Raw genomic sequence first — 19,823 nt, forward strand, 5'->3', positions numbered from 1 at the left:
GAACGCCGTCAGTCAGCGGCGAGCGCATCGACCGGCGCCACCCGGGTGGCGAGGCGGGTCGGCGTCGCAGCCGCGACCAGGGTCAGCACGGCGGTCGCCGCGACGATGATGACGACGGGCAGCCACGGCACGTGAGGCGCGACGAGCCCGGCGGGTTCGAAGTCGGGCAGGGTCGGCACCGATCCGAGCAGGGACTGCGCAGCGATCCACCCGTACGCGATGCCCAGGATCAACCCGGTCAGCGTCGCCGCCACCGTGATGTGCGCGGCCTCGAGCAGCACCATGCGGCGCACCTGCCCGTTGGAGAGGCCGATCGAGCGGAGAAGGCCGAGCTCGTGGCGACGCTGCACGACGCCGATCGTCAGGAGGTTGACCAGGCCGACCGCGGCGATCACCGCCGATACGGCGACGAGAACCATCATCACCGACGCGAAGGCGTCGAACGGAGTGAAGAACTCGGCGGGTGTCTCGCCTTCGACCTGACCGATGAGCATCTGCTTGACCGATTCGAGCGCGACGGCGAACATCGTGACGAGCGTGACCCCCATCACGACGCCGATCGCCATCCGCGAGGAACGCTCCGGATAGCGCAGTGCGTTCTCGGCGGCGAGCCGCGCGGTGGCACTCGAACCGAACATCCGCCCCACCAGTCGCAGCACCGGCGGCATGAACAGCACCGATCCGAGCGCGAGTCCCGTGAACGACAGCAGCCCACCGAAGAAGGCGACGACCACCCCGAGGGGATGCGCGAGTCCGACCACGACCCCTGCGGCCAGCAGGACGGTGCCGGTGCCCAGCAGCACCCACGCACCGATGTGACGCCCGGGGCGCGACATCTCCTCGTGGCTGCGTTCGACCGATCCGCCGATCGCCTGCAGCGGTGTGACGGCGAGTACGCGTCTGGATCCCGCCCAGGCCGCGGCCCAGGTGGTGAGGGCGACGCCGATCACGGGCAACGCGACGAACGGCTGCGCGAGCGAGAACCCCGCAGGCACGTTCTCGATCAGTCCGGAGCCGATCTGCACACCGACTGCCGCGATCGCGAGCCCCGCGAGCAGCCCGAGTGCCGCGCCGATGACACCGACCACGAAGCCCTGCTTGCCGACCTCCGCCCTCTGCGACCGCGCGGTCGCACCGATGAGTCGCATCAGCGCTATCTGACGAGTGCGCCCGGCGATGATCGTCGAGAAGGTGTTGGCGGTGACGATCGCCGCGACGTACATCGCGACCCCCGTGAGAAGCACCGAGAGCAGCCCGACCACGAACGCGAGGGTCTCACTGTCTCCGATGAACGGGTCTGCCTGCAGCACCGCTCCGAGGTAGGCCGTGGTCTCGACCAGCACCACGCCGAAGGCGGCCGAGAGCGTCGCGACCAGGATGCTGGCTCCCATGCCCCGGTCGCGCAGCCAGGCCAGGCGCGGACCTGTCGCGGACGTCTGCGCGACGACCGCGCGGACCGGAGAATCGATGACCGCGCTCATGCCGCGACCTCGGCGGCGAGCATGTAGGCCGAGATCTGCTCAGCGCTCTGACGTGGGTGATCGGCGACGATCCGTCCGTCGCCGAGGAACAGCACCCGGTCGGCGTAGCTCGCGGCGATCGCGTCGTGCGTGACCATCGCGATCGACTGCCCGTGCTCGCGGCTCGCGGTCGCAAGCAGCTGCAGCACCTCGCGACCGGTCTTCGAGTCGACGTTGCCGGTCGGCTCATCCGCGAAGACCAGGTCGGGCGCGGTGGCGAGAGCGCGGGCGATCGCGACGCGCTGCTGCTGACCGCCCGACAGCTGATGAGGTCGGTGCTGCAGCCGTGATCCGAGCCCGAGCGTCTCGATCAGTCCGTCGATGCGCGCCTTCTCGATCGCCCTGGCTCGGCGTCCGTCGAGCTCGAACGGCAGCATGATGTTCCCCAGGGCGGTGAGCGTGGGCACGAGGTTGAACGCCTGGAAGATGAATCCGACTCGGCGACGACGAAGGATCGTCAGATCGAGGTCTCCCAGCTCGGTGATCTCGGTGTCGCCGATCCAGCTCCTCCCCTGCGTCGGGGTGTCGAGGCCGGCCATGATGTGCATGAGGGTGGACTTCCCCGAGCCGGACGGACCCATGATGGCGGTGAACTGCCCCCGGCGGATGCCGACGCTGACGTCATCCAGCGCGTGGACGGTGCCTTCGCCGGCGCCGTAGGTCTTGGTGAGGTGCTGGACGCGGGCTGCGAGCCCGAGGTCGGTGGTCGTGATCTCCATACCTCGACGCTACGGACGGCGGGTGCGGCGCCGCGTCGCCCTGGCGGCGCATCCGCCTACATCGGAAGGATGATCCCGCCTGCGGGCCTGCGGGCCGGCAGTCTGAGGTCAGGCGAGCCCGTGCTCGAAGGCGAAGACGACGAGCTGCACACGGTCGCGGAGGGAGAGCTTGGTCAGGATGCGACTGATGTGGGTCTTCACGGTCGCCTCGCTGAGATATTCGCGAGCGGCGATCTCGGAGTTCGACAGTCCCCTGGCCGCGAGCGCGAAGATCTCCCGCTCGCGGTCGGTCAGCGCCGAGAACTGCGCCGGAACCGGCTTCGTCTCCTCGGCGAAATGCTCGAACAGCTCACGCGTGGCGGACGCGGCGATCACGCTCGACCCGGAATGGACGGTGCGGATCGCGGCGAGGAGGAACTCGGGGTCGGCATCTTTGAGGAGGAACCCGCTGGCTCCCTGGCGGATCGCACGCGCGGCCGCCTCGTCGAGGTCGAACGTCGTCAGCATCACGATGCGGGGAGGATCGGGCTGGGCGAGGATCTCGGCGGTCGCGGCGAGACCGTCCATCACCGGCATCCTGATGTCCATCAGGACCACATCCGGTCGGGTCGCGTGCACGAGCGTCACCGCCTCACGCCCGTTGCCCGCTTCGCCGACGACGTCGAGGTCGGGTTGGGAGGCCAAGAGCATGCGGACCCCCGCGCGGAACAGCGCCTGATCATCGACGAGGACGACCCTGATCATGCGATTTCTCCGATCGGGAGCGAGGCATCGACGACGAACTGCGCGCCCTGACGCTCCGCCTGAAGGCTACCGCCGACGAGCTGAGCCCGTTCGCGCATTCCGATCACCCCGTGCCCGCCGCCGACCTGCGGCTGAGCCTGGCCGATCGTGTTGCGGACCCGGATGTCGACACGGTCGGGAAGCCAGGCGAGGTGCACGTCGACGGCCCCGTCGCCGTGCCGGATGGCGTTCGTGAGCGCCTCCTGGAGGATACGAAAGACCGCCAGCTGGATCGCCCCCGGCGGCTCCCCCGGTGGCATCGGATCGACCGTGATGCGGGGCTCGACGCCTGCTTGGCGCACCTGAGCGAACAGCGCCTCGAGGTCTGCGAGCGTCGGCTGGGGACCGTCTCCCTGTCGGTGGCGCAGCTGGGTGAGCAGCAGCCGCACATCGCTCAGGGCGCTGCGTGCGGTCTGGGCGATGGTGCCCAGCGCCTCGGTGGCCATCTCGGGCTTCGCGGCCGCGGCGTACCTCGCACCGTCAGCCTGGGCGATCACCACGGCCAGCGAGTGCGCGACGATGTCGTGCATGTCGCGAGCGATGCGCACGCGCTCCTGCTCCTCCGCCGCGAGCGACTCCGCCTTCAGCTGCGCCGACCGGGTGCTCCGTGCGCGAAGCACCACACGCCACAGCAGACCGCACACCCAGGCGAAGCCGAGAGCGAGCACGGAGACGACGAGGAGCAGAGTGCCGGTGGTCAGCTGATCCCAGCCGCTGGTGCCGGAGGTGACGCCGGTGACGACCACGAGGTAGACCGCCGACACGAAGGCGCCCAGCAGCGCCGAGCCGAAACCCCACCACAGCACGGCCCGGGATCCCCAGGCGGCGGTCGCGTAGAGCACGAGAAGGATCGCGATATCGATCGGAAGCGGCCCGAAGCCGGAGAGCATCTGCACGATCGCGCCCGCCCAGGCCGCGGCGAGCGCGAGTCCGGGAGCGAGCCTGCCAATGGCGACACCGCCGAACATCAGGATGCCCGCCGCCACGACCGCGACGACCGCAGCAGCGTCGATCCCCTGGCCTGCCGTTCCCGGACCGTAGAACGCCACGGAGAAGGGAGTGAGGATGACGAAGAACAGCGCCGCCCCGACGATGTCGAGCACGAGCGCCGTGCGGGAGAGCGGGCGGATCACTCCCCCACGCTACGCGGCGCGGCGTGCGCCTCGCATCCGCCTGGAGATGTATCCGCGACCCACCTCAGGCGCGGGCGATGATCTCGCCGTGCGGCACGAGGTACCACCCGTCGCCGTCATCGGCCCAGCGCTTCCAGGCATCGCTGATGGCCTGCAGGTCGCTCGACGTCGCCATCCGGCTGTCGACCAGCTGCCGGGCGAGCGCAGACTCGAGGATGCGGTCGGCCCACATGCCGCCCCACCAGGCGCGATCCTCGGGCGTCGCGTAGGTCCAGTTGGACGTCGTCGCGGTGACGTCATCGAATCCGGCCGCGCGGGCCCAGGCGAGAAGGCGGCGCCCCGCGTCGGGCTCCCCTCCGTTGGCCCGTGCCGCTCGCCGGTAGAGGTCGAGCCAGTGGTCGAGTTCAGGGAGCATGGGGAACCAGATGAAGCCCGCGTAGTCGGCGTCGCGCGCCGCGACCACTCCCCCCGGAGCCGTCACCCGCCGCATCTCGCGGAGCGCCTGCACGGGATCTCCGACATGCTGCAGCACCTGGTGCGTGTGCACGACGTCGAAGCTGTCGTCGGCGAAGCTCAGCGAGTGCACGTCTTCGATCGCGAAGTCGAGGTTGCGCAGACCTCGGCTCGAGGCGAGATCACGCGACAGCGAGAGCGCGTTCTCATCGATCTCGGTCGCCGTCACATGACCCACGATCCCGGCGAAGTCGACCGTGATGCTGCCTGGCCCTGCTCCCACGTCCAGAAGCCTCGTGGTCTCGGTCAGGTGCGGGCGGAGGTACTCCGCGGAATTGGAGATGTCACGGTTGCTGTGCGACCGGAGGACGGTCTCGTGATGTCCGTGCGTGTAGATGGCCATGACTCAGTCTGGCAGGCGCTCGCGCATCGCTCAGTGCAGCTCGGCGGCGGCCCGGCTGATCGACTCGCGATCCGGCTTCCCGGAGGCCAGCACGGCGAGCTCGTCGACCAGGATCAGACGTGCCGGTCGGGCATGCTTGCCGAGCTCCTCCGCCACGAGGTCTCGCGCGTGGGCGAGCTGCTCGGCCTCGCTGCGCCGCAGCGCCTCTCCCCTGGGCGCGACGATGACCGAGGCCTCACCCCACCGTTCGTCCGGCACGCCGACCACCACGGCACCCGTGAGTCCGGGAACGCCGCGAACCAGCCGCTCGACCCGGTCGAGGGAGATGTTGATGCCGCCGGAGACGATCACGTTGTCGGCACGACCGTGCACCCGCACCACGCCGTCGTCGAAGAGCCCGAGGTCGCCGGTGTGGTACCAGCGGATGCCGTGCTCGTCGCGCGAGAAGTTCTTCGCTGTCAGCTCCCCCTCACCGAGATATCCGTCGGCGAGCATCGGGCCGGCGATTCGCAGCTCGCCGTTCACCGTGCGCACGGCGACCGTGTCGAGAGGAACGCCGTCGTACACGCATCCTCCGCTGGTCTCGGTGGAACCGTAGGTGCGGACGAGCCGGACGCCGAGATCGGCGGCCCGCTCCCGGAGCGGCACTGGCAGCGCCTGCCCCCCGACGAGGATGGCCCGGTAGGCCTGCAACGCGGCCCGCACCGGTCGGTCATCGGCGGCGTCGAGCAGGGTCGACAGCTGTGCGGGCACGAGAGACGTATACAGCTCGGGGATCGTCGCGGAGCCGCCCGCGGACGGACGGAGCATCGAGAGCGTCGCATCGGCGAAGGACTCGGGTGAGAACCGACCGCTCAAGACGACAGGGTGCGTGCCGGCGACCAGCGACCTCACCAGAACCTGGAGGCCTGCCACGTATCCGGCCGGCAGCGCGAGCAGCCAGCGTCCGCCTCCGACCCTCGCCGCCGTGGCTTCGGCGCTGGCCCGCAGCGCCTCGCCGCTCAGGGCTACCCTCTTGGGCACGCCGCTGGAGCCGGAGGTGGCGATCACCACGGCCGTGCCGTCCGGCACCCATTTCGGCGCGTCGCCGAGCATCCCGAACCCGAGTGCGGGCCCGCCGTCGAGCGCCCGCGCGAGAGCGTCGCGCAGTTCGGCCGGATCCTCGGCATCCGTCGGCGTCAGCGCGACCATGTCCGTCTCGATCCGCTCAGTAGTGCCAAGGGAACGACGACCAGTCGGCGTCCCTCTTCTCGAGGAACGAGTCGCGGCCCTCGACCGCTTCGTCGGTGCCGTAGGCGAGACGCGTGGCTTCGCCCGCGAAGACCTGCTGACCGACGAGACCGTCGTCCACCGCGTTGAACGCGAACTTCAGCATGCGGATCGCCGTGGGCGACTTGGTGAGCACGGTGCGCGCCATCTTCAACGCCTCGCGCTCGAGGTCGGCATGGGGAACGACCCGGTTGACCGCCCCGGCCTCGTACGCCCGCTGCGCCGAGTACTCCTCGGCGAGGAAGAACACCTCGCGCGCGAACTTCTGCCCGGTCTGCCTGGCCATGTACGCCGAGCCGTAGCCCGCGTCGAAGCTGCCGACGTCGGCGTCCGTCTGCTTGAACCGGGCCTCCTCGGCGGAGGCGATCGTGAGGTCGCAGACGACGTGCAGCGAGTGTCCGCCGCCCGCGGCCCACCCGGGCACGACGGCGATGACGACCTTGGGCATGAAGCGGATGAGGCGCTGGACCTCGAGGATGTGCAGGCGGCCGGCTCTCGCGGGGTCGTGCACGGTCTTCTCGTCGTCGGAGTACTTGTAGCCGTCGCGACCTCGAATGCGCTGGTCGCCGCCCGAGCAGAACGCCCAGCCGCCGTCCTTCGGGCTCGGGCCGTTGCCGGTGAGCAGCACGGCGCCGATGCGCGGGTTCTGCCGTGCGTCGTCGAGGGCGCGGTAGAGCTCGTCGACGGTGTGCGGGCGGAAGGCGTTGCGCACCTCCGGGCGGTTGAACGCGATGCGGGCGACTCCGCCGTCCTTGCTGATGTGGGCGGTGATGTCGGTGTAGTCCTCGGCACCGGGCGCGAGCACCCATTCGTCCGGGTCGAACAGGTCTGAGACGAATGCGCTGGTCACAGCATCCAGCCTATTCCCGCAGGGGTTGCAGACGCAGACGGCGTCGCCCGGAGAGGCGACGCCGTCTGGGTGTCCCGCTCAGCCGCGGCGAGCGCGTACTGTCTTGATCCACCCGTCGATGATGTCCCAGACAGGGAAGGCCACGAGGCAGAATCCGGTGATCACCGCGAGGATCCGCATCGTCTCCTCGGTCACGCCGCTGTCGGTGAAGACGTAGCTGAGGAACTCGGGGTTGAGCAGCTCACCTCGCACCAGCAGGGTGAGCGACCAGGCGGCGAACACCACCGCGAGCAGGGTGTTGACCGCTGCGGCGCCGATCGTCCAGCGCCGGTGGGCGTAGACCACGACGGCCAGCAGCGCCTCGGCGACGAACAGCGCGAGGAAGAAGGTGATGCCCCAGGGCCAGAGCGTCGGGTTGAGGATCGGGATCGGAGCACCGTCCGTCGGGAAGAAGCCGAAGGAAGCGTCCCAGAACACCGCTCCGACTCCGAGCAGCAGGAAGACGAGGGAGGCGATCGCATCCGCCCGCCCCGCACCGTTCTGCGTCGGCTCGGGCAGCTGGTCGACGTTCCACTTGACCCCGGTGTCGGCGCCGGCACGCTCGAGGATGAAGAAGACCAGCGTGACCCAGAACCCGACGTGCACGATCGAGCCGATCGTGGCGGCGACCGCGGTGCCGATGACCGTGCCTGTCGGAGCGCCGTCGAGAAGCTGGCCGAGGACGACCCCTGCGAAGGCGCAGGCAGGGACGATCCAGAGCAGGACCTTCAGTAGGCGCCAATAGACGAGGAAGTACTTCGGTCCGATCAGGTGAAGAGGACGATCGGCGTATCCCGCCGCCAGGATGCCGGGGTCGCCGAGCTCGGTGAGGACGGCGCGCTCGGCGTCTGCCGGCGCCTCCCCCTGATCGAGCCTCGCGTCGATCGCATCGGCGATCGACCCTTCGAGCTCTGCGCGGACGTCGTCCTGGACCTCGGGCGTGAGGCTGCGGATCGTGGCGCTGATGTAGCGCTCGGTGAGCGTGGCGGTCGTGGTCATGTCAGTTCTCCTCAGCTGTGAGGGTCGCGATCGCGGTGGTGAGCGAGCGCCATTCTTCGGTCAGGGTGTCGGCGAGCCGGATGCCGGCCTCCGATGTGCGGTAGAACTTGCGGGGCCGCGCCTCGTCGGTGTTCCACTCGCTCGTGAGGTACTCCTGCTTCTCGAGCCTGCGAAGCAGCGGGTACAGCGTGTTCGCATCGGTGGCGAAGCCGCGGCGCTCGAGGTCTTCGAGCAGCCCATAGCCATACCCCGCGGTGCGCAGCAGCTGCAGACAGGCCAGCACCACGGTGCCGCGGCGCAGTTCCTGCAGATGCGTGTCGAGGGTCTCGTTCATGTTCGCCACATTACTGTGTGGCACACACCATTGTCAATCACACACTTATGTGGCGGCCACCCTCCTCGGCGAGCCTGACGACAGCACGTAGCGTTGACACATGACCATCGAGATCTCGCGCATCGATCCCTTCGATCCCCATGACGTCGATGCCTGGTGGGAGGCCTACGCGGCGGCCGAGCGAGCGGACCGCGGCGCGGATGCCGTGGTGTGGTCGCTCGCGGAGAGCCGAAGCGAGCTGCAGCAGGACTCTGCAGTCGTGGACAGACGTGCTTTTCTCCTCCGAGACGACGACGAGATCGTCGGCTCCGCAAGCCTGGCTCTCCCTCTGAAGGACAACGTGCACACGGCCCATCTCGCGATCAGCGTGCCGCCAGAGAATCGCAGGCGGGGCGTCGGCACCGCAGCGCTGACATTCCTCGAGGGCGAGGCGGCGGCATCCGCGCGGACGACTCTGCAGGCCTCGACATCGTGGCCCCATACGCTCGGGCCGGGGGGAACCGGAGCCCCCGGCCGCGAGTTCGCGCGGGCGCACGGGTATGCACTCGCACTCGGTGACGTGCAGAGCCGACTCGCGCTGCCGGTGGTTCCTGCGACACTCGACCGGATCGAAGCCGAGATCGCCGAGTCGACGGAGGGATACGAGATCCGCAGCTGGGTCGGGCGCGTCCCCGACGATGTCGTCGAGCGCTGGACGACTCTCGACGCCACGCTCGAGACCGAGGCGCCGACCGGCGAACTCGACATCGAACCCCAGAAGCCCGACATCGACAGCATCCGCGAGAGCGAAGAGCTGCTCGACCTGCAGCACCGCATCTCGTTCGGCACGATCGCTCTCGCACCTGATGGAGCAGCCGCCGCCTATTCACAGCTCGTCGTGTCGACCGATGACGGCAACGCGTATCAGTGGGGCACGCTCGTGCGCGCCGCCGACCGGGGTCACCGACTCGGCGTCGCCGTCAAGGTCGCCAACCTGCGGATGCTGCACCGCGAGGCGCCGCAGGCACGCGCCGTCTACACCTACAACGCGGAATCGAATGCGCACATGCTCGCGGTGAACACCATGCTCGGCTTCCGTCCGAGCGAGCGGATGGGCGAACTTCAGAAGCGTCTGACCTGAGCAGGGTCCGTCGGCACGGCGGATGCCCCACACCGGCTGCGACAGAGCAGAATGAGCACATGCTCCCACCGCTCGCAGACCTGCTCGGCTCGGCCAGGGTCGTCTCGCTTCCGATGCACACCCGATTCCGCGGGGTCGACACCCGCGAGGCGCTGCTCTTCGAAGGCCCTGAGGGGTGGGCCGAGTTCTCGCCGTTCCTGGAGTACGACGATGCCGAAGCGGCGACCTGGCTCGCTGCGGCGATCGACTTCGCCTGGCGGTCGCAGCCGGCACCTCTGCGGGAGCGCATCGGCGTGAACGCCACGATCCCCGCCATCGAAGCCGCACGCGTCGCCGAGGTGCTCGCCCGGTTCGCCGGCTGCCGCACCGCGAAGGTGAAGGTCGCAGAGCCCGGCCAGACGCTGGGAGACGACGTCGCCCGCGTGCGAGCCGTACGCGAGGCGATGGGGCCGGAGGGGCGGATCCGCGTGGATGCCAACGGCGCCTGGAACGTCGACGAGGCCGAACACGCGGTGCACGCCCTCAACGAGTTCGATCTCGAATACGTCGAGCAGCCCTGCGCCACGGTGCCCGAGCTCGCCGAACTGCGCACCCGCGTGAAGTACATGGGCATCCCGGTCGCGGCCGACGAGAGCATCCGCAAGTCTTCCGACCCGCTCGCCGTCGCTCGGGAGAAGGCCGCCGACCTGCTCGTGATCAAGGCGCAACCACTGGGCGGGATCACCCACGCATTGCAGATCATCACCGCCGCCGGCCTCCCCGTGGTCGTCTCCAGCGCGCTCGACACCGCGATCGGACTCTCACAGGGGGCCGCGCTCGCCGCCGCGCTGCCGACGCTCGACTACGACTGCGGGCTCGGCACCGCATCACTGTTCCTCGACGACGTCGCCGACCTGCGCCCGGTCGACGGGTCGATCCCCGCTGGACGAGTGACACCGGATGCCGCCGCGTTGACTCGACTCGCCGCCGGCGACGACCGTCGCGAGTGGTGGCTCGATCGCCTCAGCCGCTGCCACGAGGCGCTCGCCGCCCGCTGAACGGTGTCATCCGCGTGCCGAGGACAGGGACGCTGGTCGCCACGAGCCACCTCGACAGACGACCGTCATCTCGACACGTATCTGTCGAGTGACCGTGTCATTTCGCGAGAAGCAGCTGTACGAGGCGTCCGAGTTCCTCACCGCTGGAATGCCGCAGCTGATCGGAGTCCTGGCCGGCCATCGCCCCGCGAACGGTCATGCCCTCCCAGATGATCATCAGCATCCTCGCCGCCTCTTCGGCAGGCACCTTCAACTCGAGCGAGCTCACCGAGACTATGTCGGTGATGATCACGGCGATGCTGGAGACCATCTCGCGCTCCTGCACGAGATAGGCCGAGCCGAACTGCTGGTCGCGCAGCGCGCGGATACGGATCTCGCTCATCAGCATGACGCCGAGCCGATCGTCGCCGCCCGCATCCATGATGCGTTGGACGAGCTCGACCGGGTCGCATCCCTCTGACAGCCCGCCCTCGGCGGCGATCTCGTCGACGCGCTCGCGCACCGCGTTGACTCTCTGCTCGCCGACGCTGCCGGCGAGCACGAGGAACAGCTCGTCCTTCGACTCGAAGTTCGAGTAGAAGGCTCCGCGTGTGAAGCCGGCGCGGTCGCAGACCGCTTCGACCGATGCGCCGTCGAGTCCGACCTCTGCGAAGACCTGTGCCGCGGCATCGAGAAGCCTGGCTCGCGTGTTCTCTCTGCTGCGAGTGGCGGGTGTCGTCATCGAATCCTCCTGCTTCTCATTCTCACACCCCGCACACAGACTCCGGGGCTCGGACCACCTTACGATACAGGTATGTATTGGATACACCTGTGTATCCAGCCCGCATTCCCTGAGGAGCCTCGTGTCCACACTCCTGTCGTCGCTCGGCCGCTGGTCTTACCGGCACCCCTGGCGCGTCCTCGTCTCCTGGCTGCTCGCGCTCGGCATCGCCGGCGCCGGCGCACTCGTGCTCGGAGCGGGAACGGACAACTCGTTCTCCATCCCTGGAACCGAGTCGCAGGCCGGTCTCGAGCAGCTCAACCGCTCGTTCCCCGCAGTCAGCGGAACCAGTGCGCAGATCATCGTGGTGGCGGCTGACGGCGACGCGATCACCGACGACGCGTACAGGAACGACATCGAGGACGTCGTCGATCGGCTCGCCGATCTCGACGACTCCGTGCTCTCGGCCACGTCCCCGTTCGACGAGATGGTCAGCGGCATGATCAACGACGACGAGACCGCAGGCATCATCCGCCTGCAGTTCGACGGCCAGGCGAGCGATGTCTCGGACGAGACGCAGGACGACCTGCGAGCCGTCGTGGCCGAGCTCGCCGATGAGCTCCCCGATGGATCGCAGACCTCTCTCGGTGGCGAATTGTTCGCCACCTCCATCCCCGGTGTCACCCTCACCGAGGCTGTGGGTCTGCTCATCGCCCTGCTCGTGCTGATCGTGACCTTCCGCTCGTTCGTCGTCGCAGGACTCCCGCTGCTCACAGCAGTGCTCGGTGTCGGCATCTCGATGGCCGGCATCTTCGCCGCGACCGCCTTCGCCACCGTCTCGTCGACCACTCCTCTCCTCGCGCTCATGCTCGGACTCGCCGTCGGCATCGACTATGCGCTGTTCATCATGGCCAGACACCAGGATCAGGTGCGCGACGGAGTCGACCCCGAGGAATCCACGGCCCGCGCCGTCGGCACGGCCGGCTCCGCAGTGGTGTTCGCGGGCGTGACCGTGCTGATCGCCCTGATCGGACTCGGCTTCGCCGGCATCCCGTTCCTGACCACCATGGGCATCGCCGCTTCCGCCGCCGTCGCTGTCGCCGTCGCTATCGCCGTGACGCTCACCCCTGCGATGCTGGGCTTCATGAAGGGCCGGGTGGCCGGCCGGCCGCGCAAGGCTCCGAAAGCGAAGGAAGGCAAGCCTGCACCCGCTCCGCGCGTGCGATTCAGCGAGCGCTGGGTGACCGGCGTGACCAAGCGCCCGATACTCGTCTCACTCGCGGTCGTGATCGGCCTCGGAATCATCGCAGTGCCGGCACTGAGCCTGAACCTCGCGCTGCCCAACGCCGGTGTGCTGCCGAAGGACTCCGAAGCGCGGCAGAGCTACGACCTCGTCGCCGAAGAGTTCGGGCCCGGCTTCAACGGACCCATGATCCTCACGGGCACGATCGTCACCTCGACCGATCCGCTCACGCTGATGGAGGATCTCGGCGACGAGGTCGCGAAGATCGACGGCGTCAAGGAGGTCGCCCTCGCGACCCCGAACGAGACGGCTGACACCGGCATCGTGCAGATCATCCCCGAGACCGCGCCCGACGACCCCGCGACCGCCGACCTCGTGCGCGAGCTGCGATCGCACCATGACGAGTGGCTCGACGAGTTCGGAATCGACCTCAAGGTGACCGGATTCACCGCGGTCGGCATCGACATCTCGGATCAGCTGGGCAACGCGCTGCTGCCGTTCGGCATCTTCGTGATCGGTCTGTCGCTGATCCTGTTGACGATCGTCTTCCGGTCGCTCTGGGTGCCGATCACCGCCGCCGCCGGATACCTGCTCTCGATCGTGGCCGCGTTCGGCATCGTCGGCGCGGTGTTCGAGTGGGGCTGGTTCGCCGACGCCCTGCACGTCGCGAAGGTCGGCCCGATCATCAGCTTCATGCCCATCATCCTGATGGGCGTGCTGTTCGGGCTCGCGATGGACTACCAGGTGTTCCTCGTCTCGCGGATGCGCGAGGACTTCGTGCACGACCCCGATGGGAAGAGCCCCGACCGAGCCATGCGTCGCGCCGCCGCGCTGCGGGCCGTGCGCAGCGGCTTCACGGGCTCTGCGAAGGTCGTCACCGCGGCCGGCCTCATCATGTTCGCGGTGTTCGTGGCGTTCGTCCCCGAAGGCGACTCGTCGCTGAAGCCCATCGCGCTCGGCCTCGCCGCCGGCATCGCGATCGATGCGTTCCTCGTGCGGATGACGCTGATCCCGGCGCTCATGGCCATCCTCGGCGAGCGGGCGTGGGAGATCCCTGCGTGGCTGGAGAGGATTCTCCCGAGCGTCGACATCGAGGGCGAGGCGGTCGAGCGCGAGCGCCACCTGGCCGGATGGCCGGGCGACGACTCGGTCGTGGCCGCCGACGATCTCACGGTGACGGATGCCGGGATCGACGGCCTTCACCTGCGCGTCGCACCCGGGGGTTCTGCCGTGCTCACCGGCTCCTCCGCTGGCGCGCTGCGCGCTCTGGCATTGACGATCGCCGGCCGGGCGACTGCCGACGACGGGCGCCTCCGGGTCGCCGGCCATCTCCTTCCCGGGCGAGCGGCCTGGGTGCGGGCGCATGTCGGAGCCGTCATGGCCGCGGATGCCGGAAGCCTGCCGGCCGACCTCTCCGAGGCGCTGCGCGGACGACCCGCGCTCGTGGTCATCGACGGAGCCGACCGCCTCTCGCGCTCGGAACGTGATCAGCTCGCGGCACGGCTGCGTGACTCCCGCAGCGCGACCGCGATCGTGCTCACCGCGCTCGACGCGGAGATCGGCCTCGAGCTGCTCGCAGACGCCGGTCGCTCCCCCGCCGACGTGGTCGACACCGACGCACCCGCCCCTCAGACACGACCCGAGTCCTCGGTGCCCCGCACCGCAGACGGCACCACCGAATCGACCGAGGTGAACGCATGACCCTCCCCATCGAACGCGCCCGTTCCCGCAAGCCCATCACCTGGCTGACGATCCTCGGCGTCCTGCTGCTGCCGGCGGCCGTCGGCGGCATCCTGGTCGCGGCGCTGCAGAACCCGACCGAGCGACTCGAATCGATGACCGCGGCGATCGTCAATCTCGACGAGCCCGTGGAGATCGACGGACAGCTGACCCCGCTGGGGCGGCAGCTCGCATCAGGACTCGTCGAAGGATCGGACGAGCTCGACTCCAACCTCACCTGGGTGATCTCGAACGAGGACGACGCGGCCGACGGCCTCGCCGACGGGTCGTACCAGGCGGTCATCACGATCCCCGAGGAGTTCTCGGCCGCCGCGACCTCTGCGGGGCAGGCGATCTCGGACGGCGGAGGCGACGCCGAGCAGGCGACGATCCAGGTCACCACTCCGGAGGACGGCCTCGTCGCCGACGATCTGATCACGAGTCAGATCGCGAACGTCGCCGCGTCGAGCATGGGCACGCTGCTGTCGGAGGCGACGACAGAGAACATCCTCGTCGGCTTCACCACGATCGGCGACCAGATCGGAGAGGCCGCCGACGGTGCCGCCCAGCTGGCCACCGGCGCGCGGGATGCGGCGACGGGCGCGACAGCGATCCCCGACGGCGCGACGCAGCTCGCCTCCGGTGCCGCCGAACTCGGCACGGGGGCCTCCTCGTTGGCATCCGGACTCGATACCCTCGCGGCGAAGACCCGCGAGGCTGCCGGTGGGGCGAGTCAGATCGGCACCGGTCTGACCGCAGGAGCGACGGAGCTTCAGAACCAGGCCGGGCAGATGCCCGCGCTGGTGGGGGCGATCACCACCGGAACGGATGCGGCCACGGACGCCGCGACGAAGACCGCGACGCTCGCGCAGAAGCTCGGCACGATGGCGGCGAGCTGCGACCCCGAGGTCTCCGGAGAGCTGTGCGCTCAGCTCGCCACCGAAGCCGCGAACGCGGGAGCGGCCGCGAAGGCAGCGGGGACCGCGTCGGGATGGCTCACGGAAGTCGAACCGCAGATCGCGACCCTCCCCGGCGCGTTCACCGCCCTCTCGACCCAGCTCGGCGAGGCCGGCGCCGGCGCGACGACTCTCGCGGACGGCTTGAACCAGCTCGCATCCCAGGGCCTCGACGAATCCGCCGCCGGCGCACGTGCACTGTCGACGGGAGCTGTCCAGTTGTCCGATGGGGCGACCGAGCTCGCGACCGGAGCCTCCGAACTGGCGACCGGCCTCGACACCCTCGCGACCGGCACGGGTGACCTCGCGGGAGGCCTGCGCACCGCATCCGACTCCCTGCCATCGTTCAGCGACTCCGAGTCGACCTCGCTCGCCTCGGTGATCGCCGACCCTGTGGCGTCGGAGGGAGCCGACGGAGCAACGATCTTCGGCCCGACCGCGATCCCGCTGCTCACAGCCGTGGTGCTGTGGTTCGGAGCTCTCGCGTCGTTCCTCGTGATGCGGGCGCACACCGCACGCACTCTCACCTCGCGGCGTTCGTCTGCCGGGCTCGCGCTGCGCGCCTTCGCACCGGCTGCAGGGATCGGTGCCGCTCAGGGCCTGCTGGTCGCACTGATCGTGCAGATCGTCGCGAGCTACGATGCCGCCACCTGGTGGGCATTCGCCGGTATCGCCGTGCTGGCCGGGATCGTCTTCGCCGCCGTCAACCAGGCGCTCGTCGCGGTCTTCGGCGGCGTAGGTCGCTGGATCAGCGCCCTCGTCGGGGTGCTCGCGATCGCGACAGGACTCATCTCGACGGTGCCCGGCTGGCTGGCGGATCTCGGCGCCTCCCTGCCGACAGCCCCCGCGTTCGCCGGACTGATCGCCGCGAACGGAGGCGCAGCCGCCGGCCTCATCGTGTGGGGTGTGCTGTCGCTCGTCGCGACCACCATCGCGGTCGCCCTGCGTCGCACGACATCGGTGAAGGCGGCCGTGGCGACCGCCTGACCCCCCCTCTCCGGGCACCCCACCCGGGCACAATGTCGGACCACACACGACGACGCGCCGCGCCTCGTTCTCGATGCGCGGCGCGTCGTCGTCCAGCTCCGAAACCGTGCTCGCCCGGACAGACGCGGTATTCGCACACTCCCCGACGCACGTACGATCAGAAGATGCGTCGCCCGTTCATGACCTCTCCCGCCCAGCTCGAGTCACTCGAGGGACAGCAGTATCTCGTGCTGCGTCCGACGAGAGCCGTGTCGGACGTGTACCGGGCAGAGCAGAGGTCGGCGCTCGGCCGGATGGACGCCCCGCACCCGCACACCGAGCATGTCACGCTGCGCGCATTCCACGAGCCCGAGCGCCGGGAAGACCTGCTCGCCCTCGTCCGCGAATGGGCGGTGGCGCAGCGCCCCATCGAGGTCGTCGCCGAGGCCGTCGACGTGTTTCCGGCGCCGTGGCAGGTCGTCATCCTGCGCCTGAGACGCACTCCCTCCCTCGTGTCCGCCTACGCGAATCTCAGCGAAGCCCTCGGAGGCACGGACTTCCGTCGCCTGGACGAGCGCAGCACGGAGGACTGGACGTTCCACCTGTCGGTGATCTACGCGAAGACGCTCGCACCCGCGGCGTGGACTGAGCTGTCGCACAAGTCCCGTCGCTCGCTCAGCTCACGCCCCGCCGAGACCATCAGCGAGGCCGAGCTCGTCTGGTACGAAGACGGCGTCGAGCACGCCGAGGTGATCCCGTTCGGACTGCGTTCGTTCAGATGAGGTGCGCTCGGGCGCTCAGCTGAGGCCCGAGTATGCGTGCAGGCCCTTGAAGAACACGTTGACGATCGTGAAGTTGAACAGCACGGCCGAGAATCCGACGATCGCCAGCCAAGCCGACGGGTTGCCGCGCCAGCCGCGCGTCGCGCGGGCGTGGATGTACCCCGCGTAGAGCACCCAGATCACGAAGGTCCATGTCTCCTTGACGTCGAAGCCCCAGAAGCGGCTCCAGGCGTAGTACGCCCAGATCGAGCCGGCGATGAGCGTGAACGTCCAGAGGATGAAGCCGATGATCGTGAAGCGGTAGGCCATGCTCTCGAGGCGCTCCGACCCGGGGAACGTGCGCAGGAAGCCCGGACCGGTCTTCTCGGCACCCTCGGAGATGAGGCGCTCGCGGCGGGACTGCATCAGCTGGATCACCGACAGTGCGAAGGCCAGCGCGAAGAACGCGGTGCCGAGGGATGCCACGAAGACGTGGATCACCAGCCACACGCTCTTGAGCGGGTCCATCAGAGGCGACACCTCGACGTAGAAGTTCGTGGCGGAGAGGCCCAGCAGCACGACGACGAGACCGGTGATGAATGTGCCGAGGAAACGCAGATCGATGCGCGTCAGAACCACGAGGAACACCGCGACGATCAGCAGCGTGCCCATCATCGCGAACTCGTAGAGGTTGGCCCACGGCACGCGCCCGGCCGCGAAACCACGCGTGAGCGTCGCAGCGAGGTGGAAGATGAAGGCGAGCACGGTGAGCGAGGTGCCGATGCGTGCCATCACGAAACGCTGCGGGGCGGCCGTCGAGTCGGATGCCGAGGAGCCCTTCGCTGCCGTGCCGCCGCGCGAGCCGGTTCCGGCTCCGACGAGTTCGAAGTCCCGGACGCTCGCCGCATCGGCCGACAGCTGCGACCGGCGGGCAAGGTCGAAGGCGTAGGCCACGAAGGCCGCCGCATAGATCGCGATCGCCGTCCACAGCAGGATCGGCGAGATCACTTCGAGATCGAACATGGTGTCAGTCTACTTTCGGGGTGTCGGATGCGGGGAGCCCGGGGTCACCGTCGCGAACGGCCTCGGACGCCGTCTCAGCCTGGTCGGAGTCGTCAGCGTCGGGCTCATCGTCCGCCTCGACCGCAGTCGTCACTCCTGCAGCGTCCATCAGCCGCGCGTGACCGGCCACGAGATCGTCGACAGCCGTGGCGAGCGTCGGATCCTCGCCTCGCGCGAGGCCGGCGTATTCGAGCGAGACGACGCCGTCCTGCGCCGTAGCCTTTACCCACACCCGGCGTCGCGGGATGAACAGCGCGAGCATGAGTCCGCCGAGCGCCAGAAGCGCGAAGCCGAGCACCCAGGGGCCCGATGCGTCGCGGTGGATCTGCAGCGAGGCGAAGCGCTTGACCGACTGCGACGCATCTGTCGCGCCGGCCGGGGACTCGTCCTCGAAGGTCACCGTTCCCATGCCGTTCGGCAGGTCGGCGGTCTGTCCGGGCGCCAGCTCGATCGATTCGAGGTCTGTCGTGCGTCCGGTGACCTTGGTCATGCCGGTGGTGTCGAGCACATAGACCGACCGCGGAATGCCCTCGTTGATGCCCAGGTCTCCGGTGTAGACGTCGAGGGTGAGAGTCGGGTTGGTGAGATCGCCGAAGCCCGAGAAGAACGCGCCGGTGTCGAGCACACCGGTGGTCGGGTAGAAGAAGCCGACGAGGCCGACCTGCTCGCTGAGCCCGTCGGGGATCTTGATGACGCCCAGCGAGGTCATGTTGTTGTCCTGCGGCAGGAAGGGCGTGCTGTTCGTGAACACGACCTCTCCGTCGGGATCGCGCACGGTGATCGTCGGCGCGTAGCCGTTGCCGAGCAGGAAGACGTTGTCGTCGGCGACGCCGAGTGGCTCGTTGACCTTGACCGAGCCGGTGCGCTCCTCGCCGTTCTCCTGCACGGTGACGTTGGCCGAGAAGTCGCCGGCCTGACCGGAGCCGGGCTCGCCGAACGGCTGGTAGGTGACGTCGAAGCTGTCGAGGCGCATCGAGTACGGCGCGAGCGCCCCGTCGCTGACGAAGCGGCCGCGGTTCATCGAGTCGTAGTCGAGCAGGGTGTTGGCGAAGGTCTCACCCTCGACCAGCACGCGCTGGCCGGTGTAGGCGAACCCTCCCCCGACGCCCACGGTGATCAGCACGCCGACGAGGGCGAGGTGGAAGAGCAGGTTGCCCGACTCGCGCCAGTAGCCGCGCTCAGCCGAGACCGACGACGATCGCTTGTCGTCATAGCGCTCGACCCGGTAGCCCAGGGCTTTGAGCTGCTTCTGCGCGATGTCGATCGATGCGGCGGCCTCAGCCGGAGCATCCGTCGAGGTGCGCTCCACAGCGCGGAAGTCGGCGAGGCGCTTCAGACGCGCAGGGGTGCGAGGCGGCCTCGCCTGCAGCGCCTTGGCATGATGACGGATGCGCGGGATGACGCAGCCGACGAGCGAGGCGAACAGGAGCAGGTAGATCGCCGAGAACCACGGCGACAGGTAGACGTCGAACAGCTTCAGACCGTCGAGGATCGGGAAGAGATCGGGGTTGTCGCGCTCCCACTGGGTCACACCGTTGGGGTCGGCCATCCGCTGGGGGAAGATCGAGCCGGGGATCGCCGCGATCGCGAGCACGAGCAGCAGGATCAGCGCGGTGCGCATGGAGGTCAGCTGACGCCAGCCCCAGCGCAGCCAGCCCACGAAGCCGAGGCGCGGCTGGGTGATCGACTCCTCGCCGTCGACGTGGTCTGAGGGCCGGAGCGGATCGCTGGACCTCTCGGTTGTGCTGCTCACGTCA

17 protein-coding genes are annotated in these 19,823 nt (G+C 69.0%); 5 read left to right on the forward strand and 12 right to left on the reverse strand.

Going from position 1 to position 19,823, the window contains the following annotated elements; translation table 11 throughout:
* Positions 1 to 8 precede the first annotated feature (8 nt).
* The 9 genes from ACIP5T_RS07575 to ACIP5T_RS07615 form a co-directional block, all read right to left on the reverse strand.
* Positions 9 to 1,481 (reverse strand): FtsX-like permease family protein, encoded by a 1,473-nt coding sequence (locus ACIP5T_RS07575; RefSeq protein ID WP_400861975.1) that lies wholly within the window; start codon positions 1,479 to 1,481, stop codon positions 9 to 11.
* Complete coding sequence (locus ACIP5T_RS07580; RefSeq protein ID WP_400861977.1) at positions 1,478 to 2,239, reverse strand: ABC transporter ATP-binding protein; 762 nt, start codon at positions 2,237 to 2,239, stop codon at positions 1,478 to 1,480. Before ACIP5T_RS07580 ends, ACIP5T_RS07575 begins: the two co-directional genes overlap by 4 nt.
* A 108-nt stretch (positions 2,240 to 2,347) precedes the next feature.
* The gene (locus ACIP5T_RS07585) at positions 2,348 to 2,983 is read right to left on the reverse strand and encodes a response regulator (RefSeq protein WP_400861978.1); all 636 of its coding nucleotides are present in this window, start codon (positions 2,981 to 2,983) and stop codon (positions 2,348 to 2,350) included.
* Positions 2,980 to 4,155: a sensor histidine kinase gene (locus tag ACIP5T_RS07590; protein ID WP_400861980.1), complete on the reverse strand. Its 1,176-nt coding sequence runs from the start codon at positions 4,153 to 4,155 to the stop codon at positions 2,980 to 2,982. Before ACIP5T_RS07590 ends, ACIP5T_RS07585 begins: the two co-directional genes overlap by 4 nt.
* 64 nt (positions 4,156 to 4,219) lie before the next feature.
* Complete coding sequence (locus tag ACIP5T_RS07595; protein ID WP_400861984.1) at positions 4,220 to 5,011, reverse strand: class I SAM-dependent methyltransferase; 792 nt, start codon at positions 5,009 to 5,011, stop codon at positions 4,220 to 4,222.
* Positions 5,012 to 5,041: 30 nt separating this feature from the next.
* Entirely contained in the window at positions 5,042 to 6,202 is a 1,161-nt protein-coding gene (locus tag ACIP5T_RS07600) for an AMP-binding protein (protein WP_400861985.1), read from the reverse strand.
* A gap of 16 nt (positions 6,203 to 6,218) precedes the next feature.
* A complete protein-coding gene (locus ACIP5T_RS07605; protein ID WP_400861987.1) occupies positions 6,219 to 7,130 on the reverse strand; it encodes a 1,4-dihydroxy-2-naphthoyl-CoA synthase in 912 nt (303 codons plus the stop codon).
* A gap of 78 nt (positions 7,131 to 7,208) precedes the next feature.
* On the reverse strand, positions 7,209 to 8,168 hold the full coding sequence (locus ACIP5T_RS07610) for a permease prefix domain 1-containing protein (protein WP_400861988.1): 960 nt from the start codon (positions 8,166 to 8,168) through the stop codon (positions 7,209 to 7,211).
* 1 nt (position 8,169) lies between these two features.
* Positions 8,170 to 8,502: a PadR family transcriptional regulator gene (locus tag ACIP5T_RS07615; protein ID WP_082586537.1), complete on the reverse strand. Its 333-nt coding sequence runs from the start codon at positions 8,500 to 8,502 to the stop codon at positions 8,170 to 8,172.
* 100 nt (positions 8,503 to 8,602) lie between these two features.
* Between ACIP5T_RS07615 and ACIP5T_RS07620 the strand changes: the two genes are divergently transcribed.
* Positions 8,603 to 9,622: a GNAT family N-acetyltransferase gene (locus tag ACIP5T_RS07620; RefSeq protein ID WP_400861991.1), complete on the forward strand. Its 1,020-nt coding sequence runs from the start codon at positions 8,603 to 8,605 to the stop codon at positions 9,620 to 9,622.
* Positions 9,623 to 9,681: 59 nt separating this feature from the next.
* Complete coding sequence (locus ACIP5T_RS07625) at positions 9,682 to 10,659, forward strand: o-succinylbenzoate synthase (RefSeq protein ID WP_400861993.1); 978 nt, start codon at positions 9,682 to 9,684, stop codon at positions 10,657 to 10,659.
* Between the two features lie 97 nt (positions 10,660 to 10,756).
* Here the strand turns inward: ACIP5T_RS07625 and ACIP5T_RS07630 are convergent, their stop codons facing one another.
* Positions 10,757 to 11,380, reverse strand: a complete 624-nt coding sequence (locus tag ACIP5T_RS07630; protein ID WP_400861994.1) for a TetR/AcrR family transcriptional regulator — start codon at positions 11,378 to 11,380, stop codon at positions 10,757 to 10,759.
* Between the two features lie 121 nt (positions 11,381 to 11,501).
* Here ACIP5T_RS07630 and ACIP5T_RS07635 point away from each other — a divergent pair, with 121 nt between their 5' ends.
* From ACIP5T_RS07635 to ACIP5T_RS07645, 3 genes are all read left to right on the forward strand, one after another.
* Entirely contained in the window at positions 11,502 to 14,303 is a 2,802-nt protein-coding gene (locus ACIP5T_RS07635; RefSeq protein ID WP_400861995.1) for an efflux RND transporter permease subunit, read from the forward strand.
* Positions 14,300 to 16,264, forward strand: a complete 1,965-nt coding sequence (locus tag ACIP5T_RS07640; protein ID WP_400861997.1) for a YhgE/Pip domain-containing protein — start codon at positions 14,300 to 14,302, stop codon at positions 16,262 to 16,264. The genes ACIP5T_RS07635 and ACIP5T_RS07640 overlap by 4 nt, the downstream gene beginning before the upstream one ends.
* 164 nt (positions 16,265 to 16,428) lie before the next feature.
* Positions 16,429 to 17,025: a 2'-5' RNA ligase family protein gene (locus ACIP5T_RS07645; protein ID WP_400861999.1), complete on the forward strand. Its 597-nt coding sequence runs from the start codon at positions 16,429 to 16,431 to the stop codon at positions 17,023 to 17,025.
* 15 nt (positions 17,026 to 17,040) lie between these two features.
* Here ACIP5T_RS07645 and ccsB read toward each other — a convergent pair whose 3' ends face one another.
* Together ccsB and ACIP5T_RS07655 are read right to left on the reverse strand one after the other, a co-directional pair.
* The gene (gene ccsB / locus ACIP5T_RS07650; protein ID WP_400862000.1) at positions 17,041 to 18,027 is read right to left on the reverse strand and encodes a c-type cytochrome biogenesis protein CcsB; all 987 of its coding nucleotides are present in this window, start codon (positions 18,025 to 18,027) and stop codon (positions 17,041 to 17,043) included.
* A gap of 4 nt (positions 18,028 to 18,031) precedes the next feature.
* Positions 18,032 to 19,819, reverse strand: coding sequence for a cytochrome c biogenesis protein ResB (locus ACIP5T_RS07655; RefSeq protein WP_400862002.1), 1,788 nt, complete (start codon positions 19,817 to 19,819; stop codon positions 18,032 to 18,034).
* Positions 19,820 to 19,823 lie beyond the last annotated feature (4 nt).

Source organism: Microbacterium sp. NPDC088619, from assembly GCF_044752825.1.
Lineage (GTDB): Bacteria > Actinomycetota > Actinomycetes > Actinomycetales > Microbacteriaceae > Microbacterium.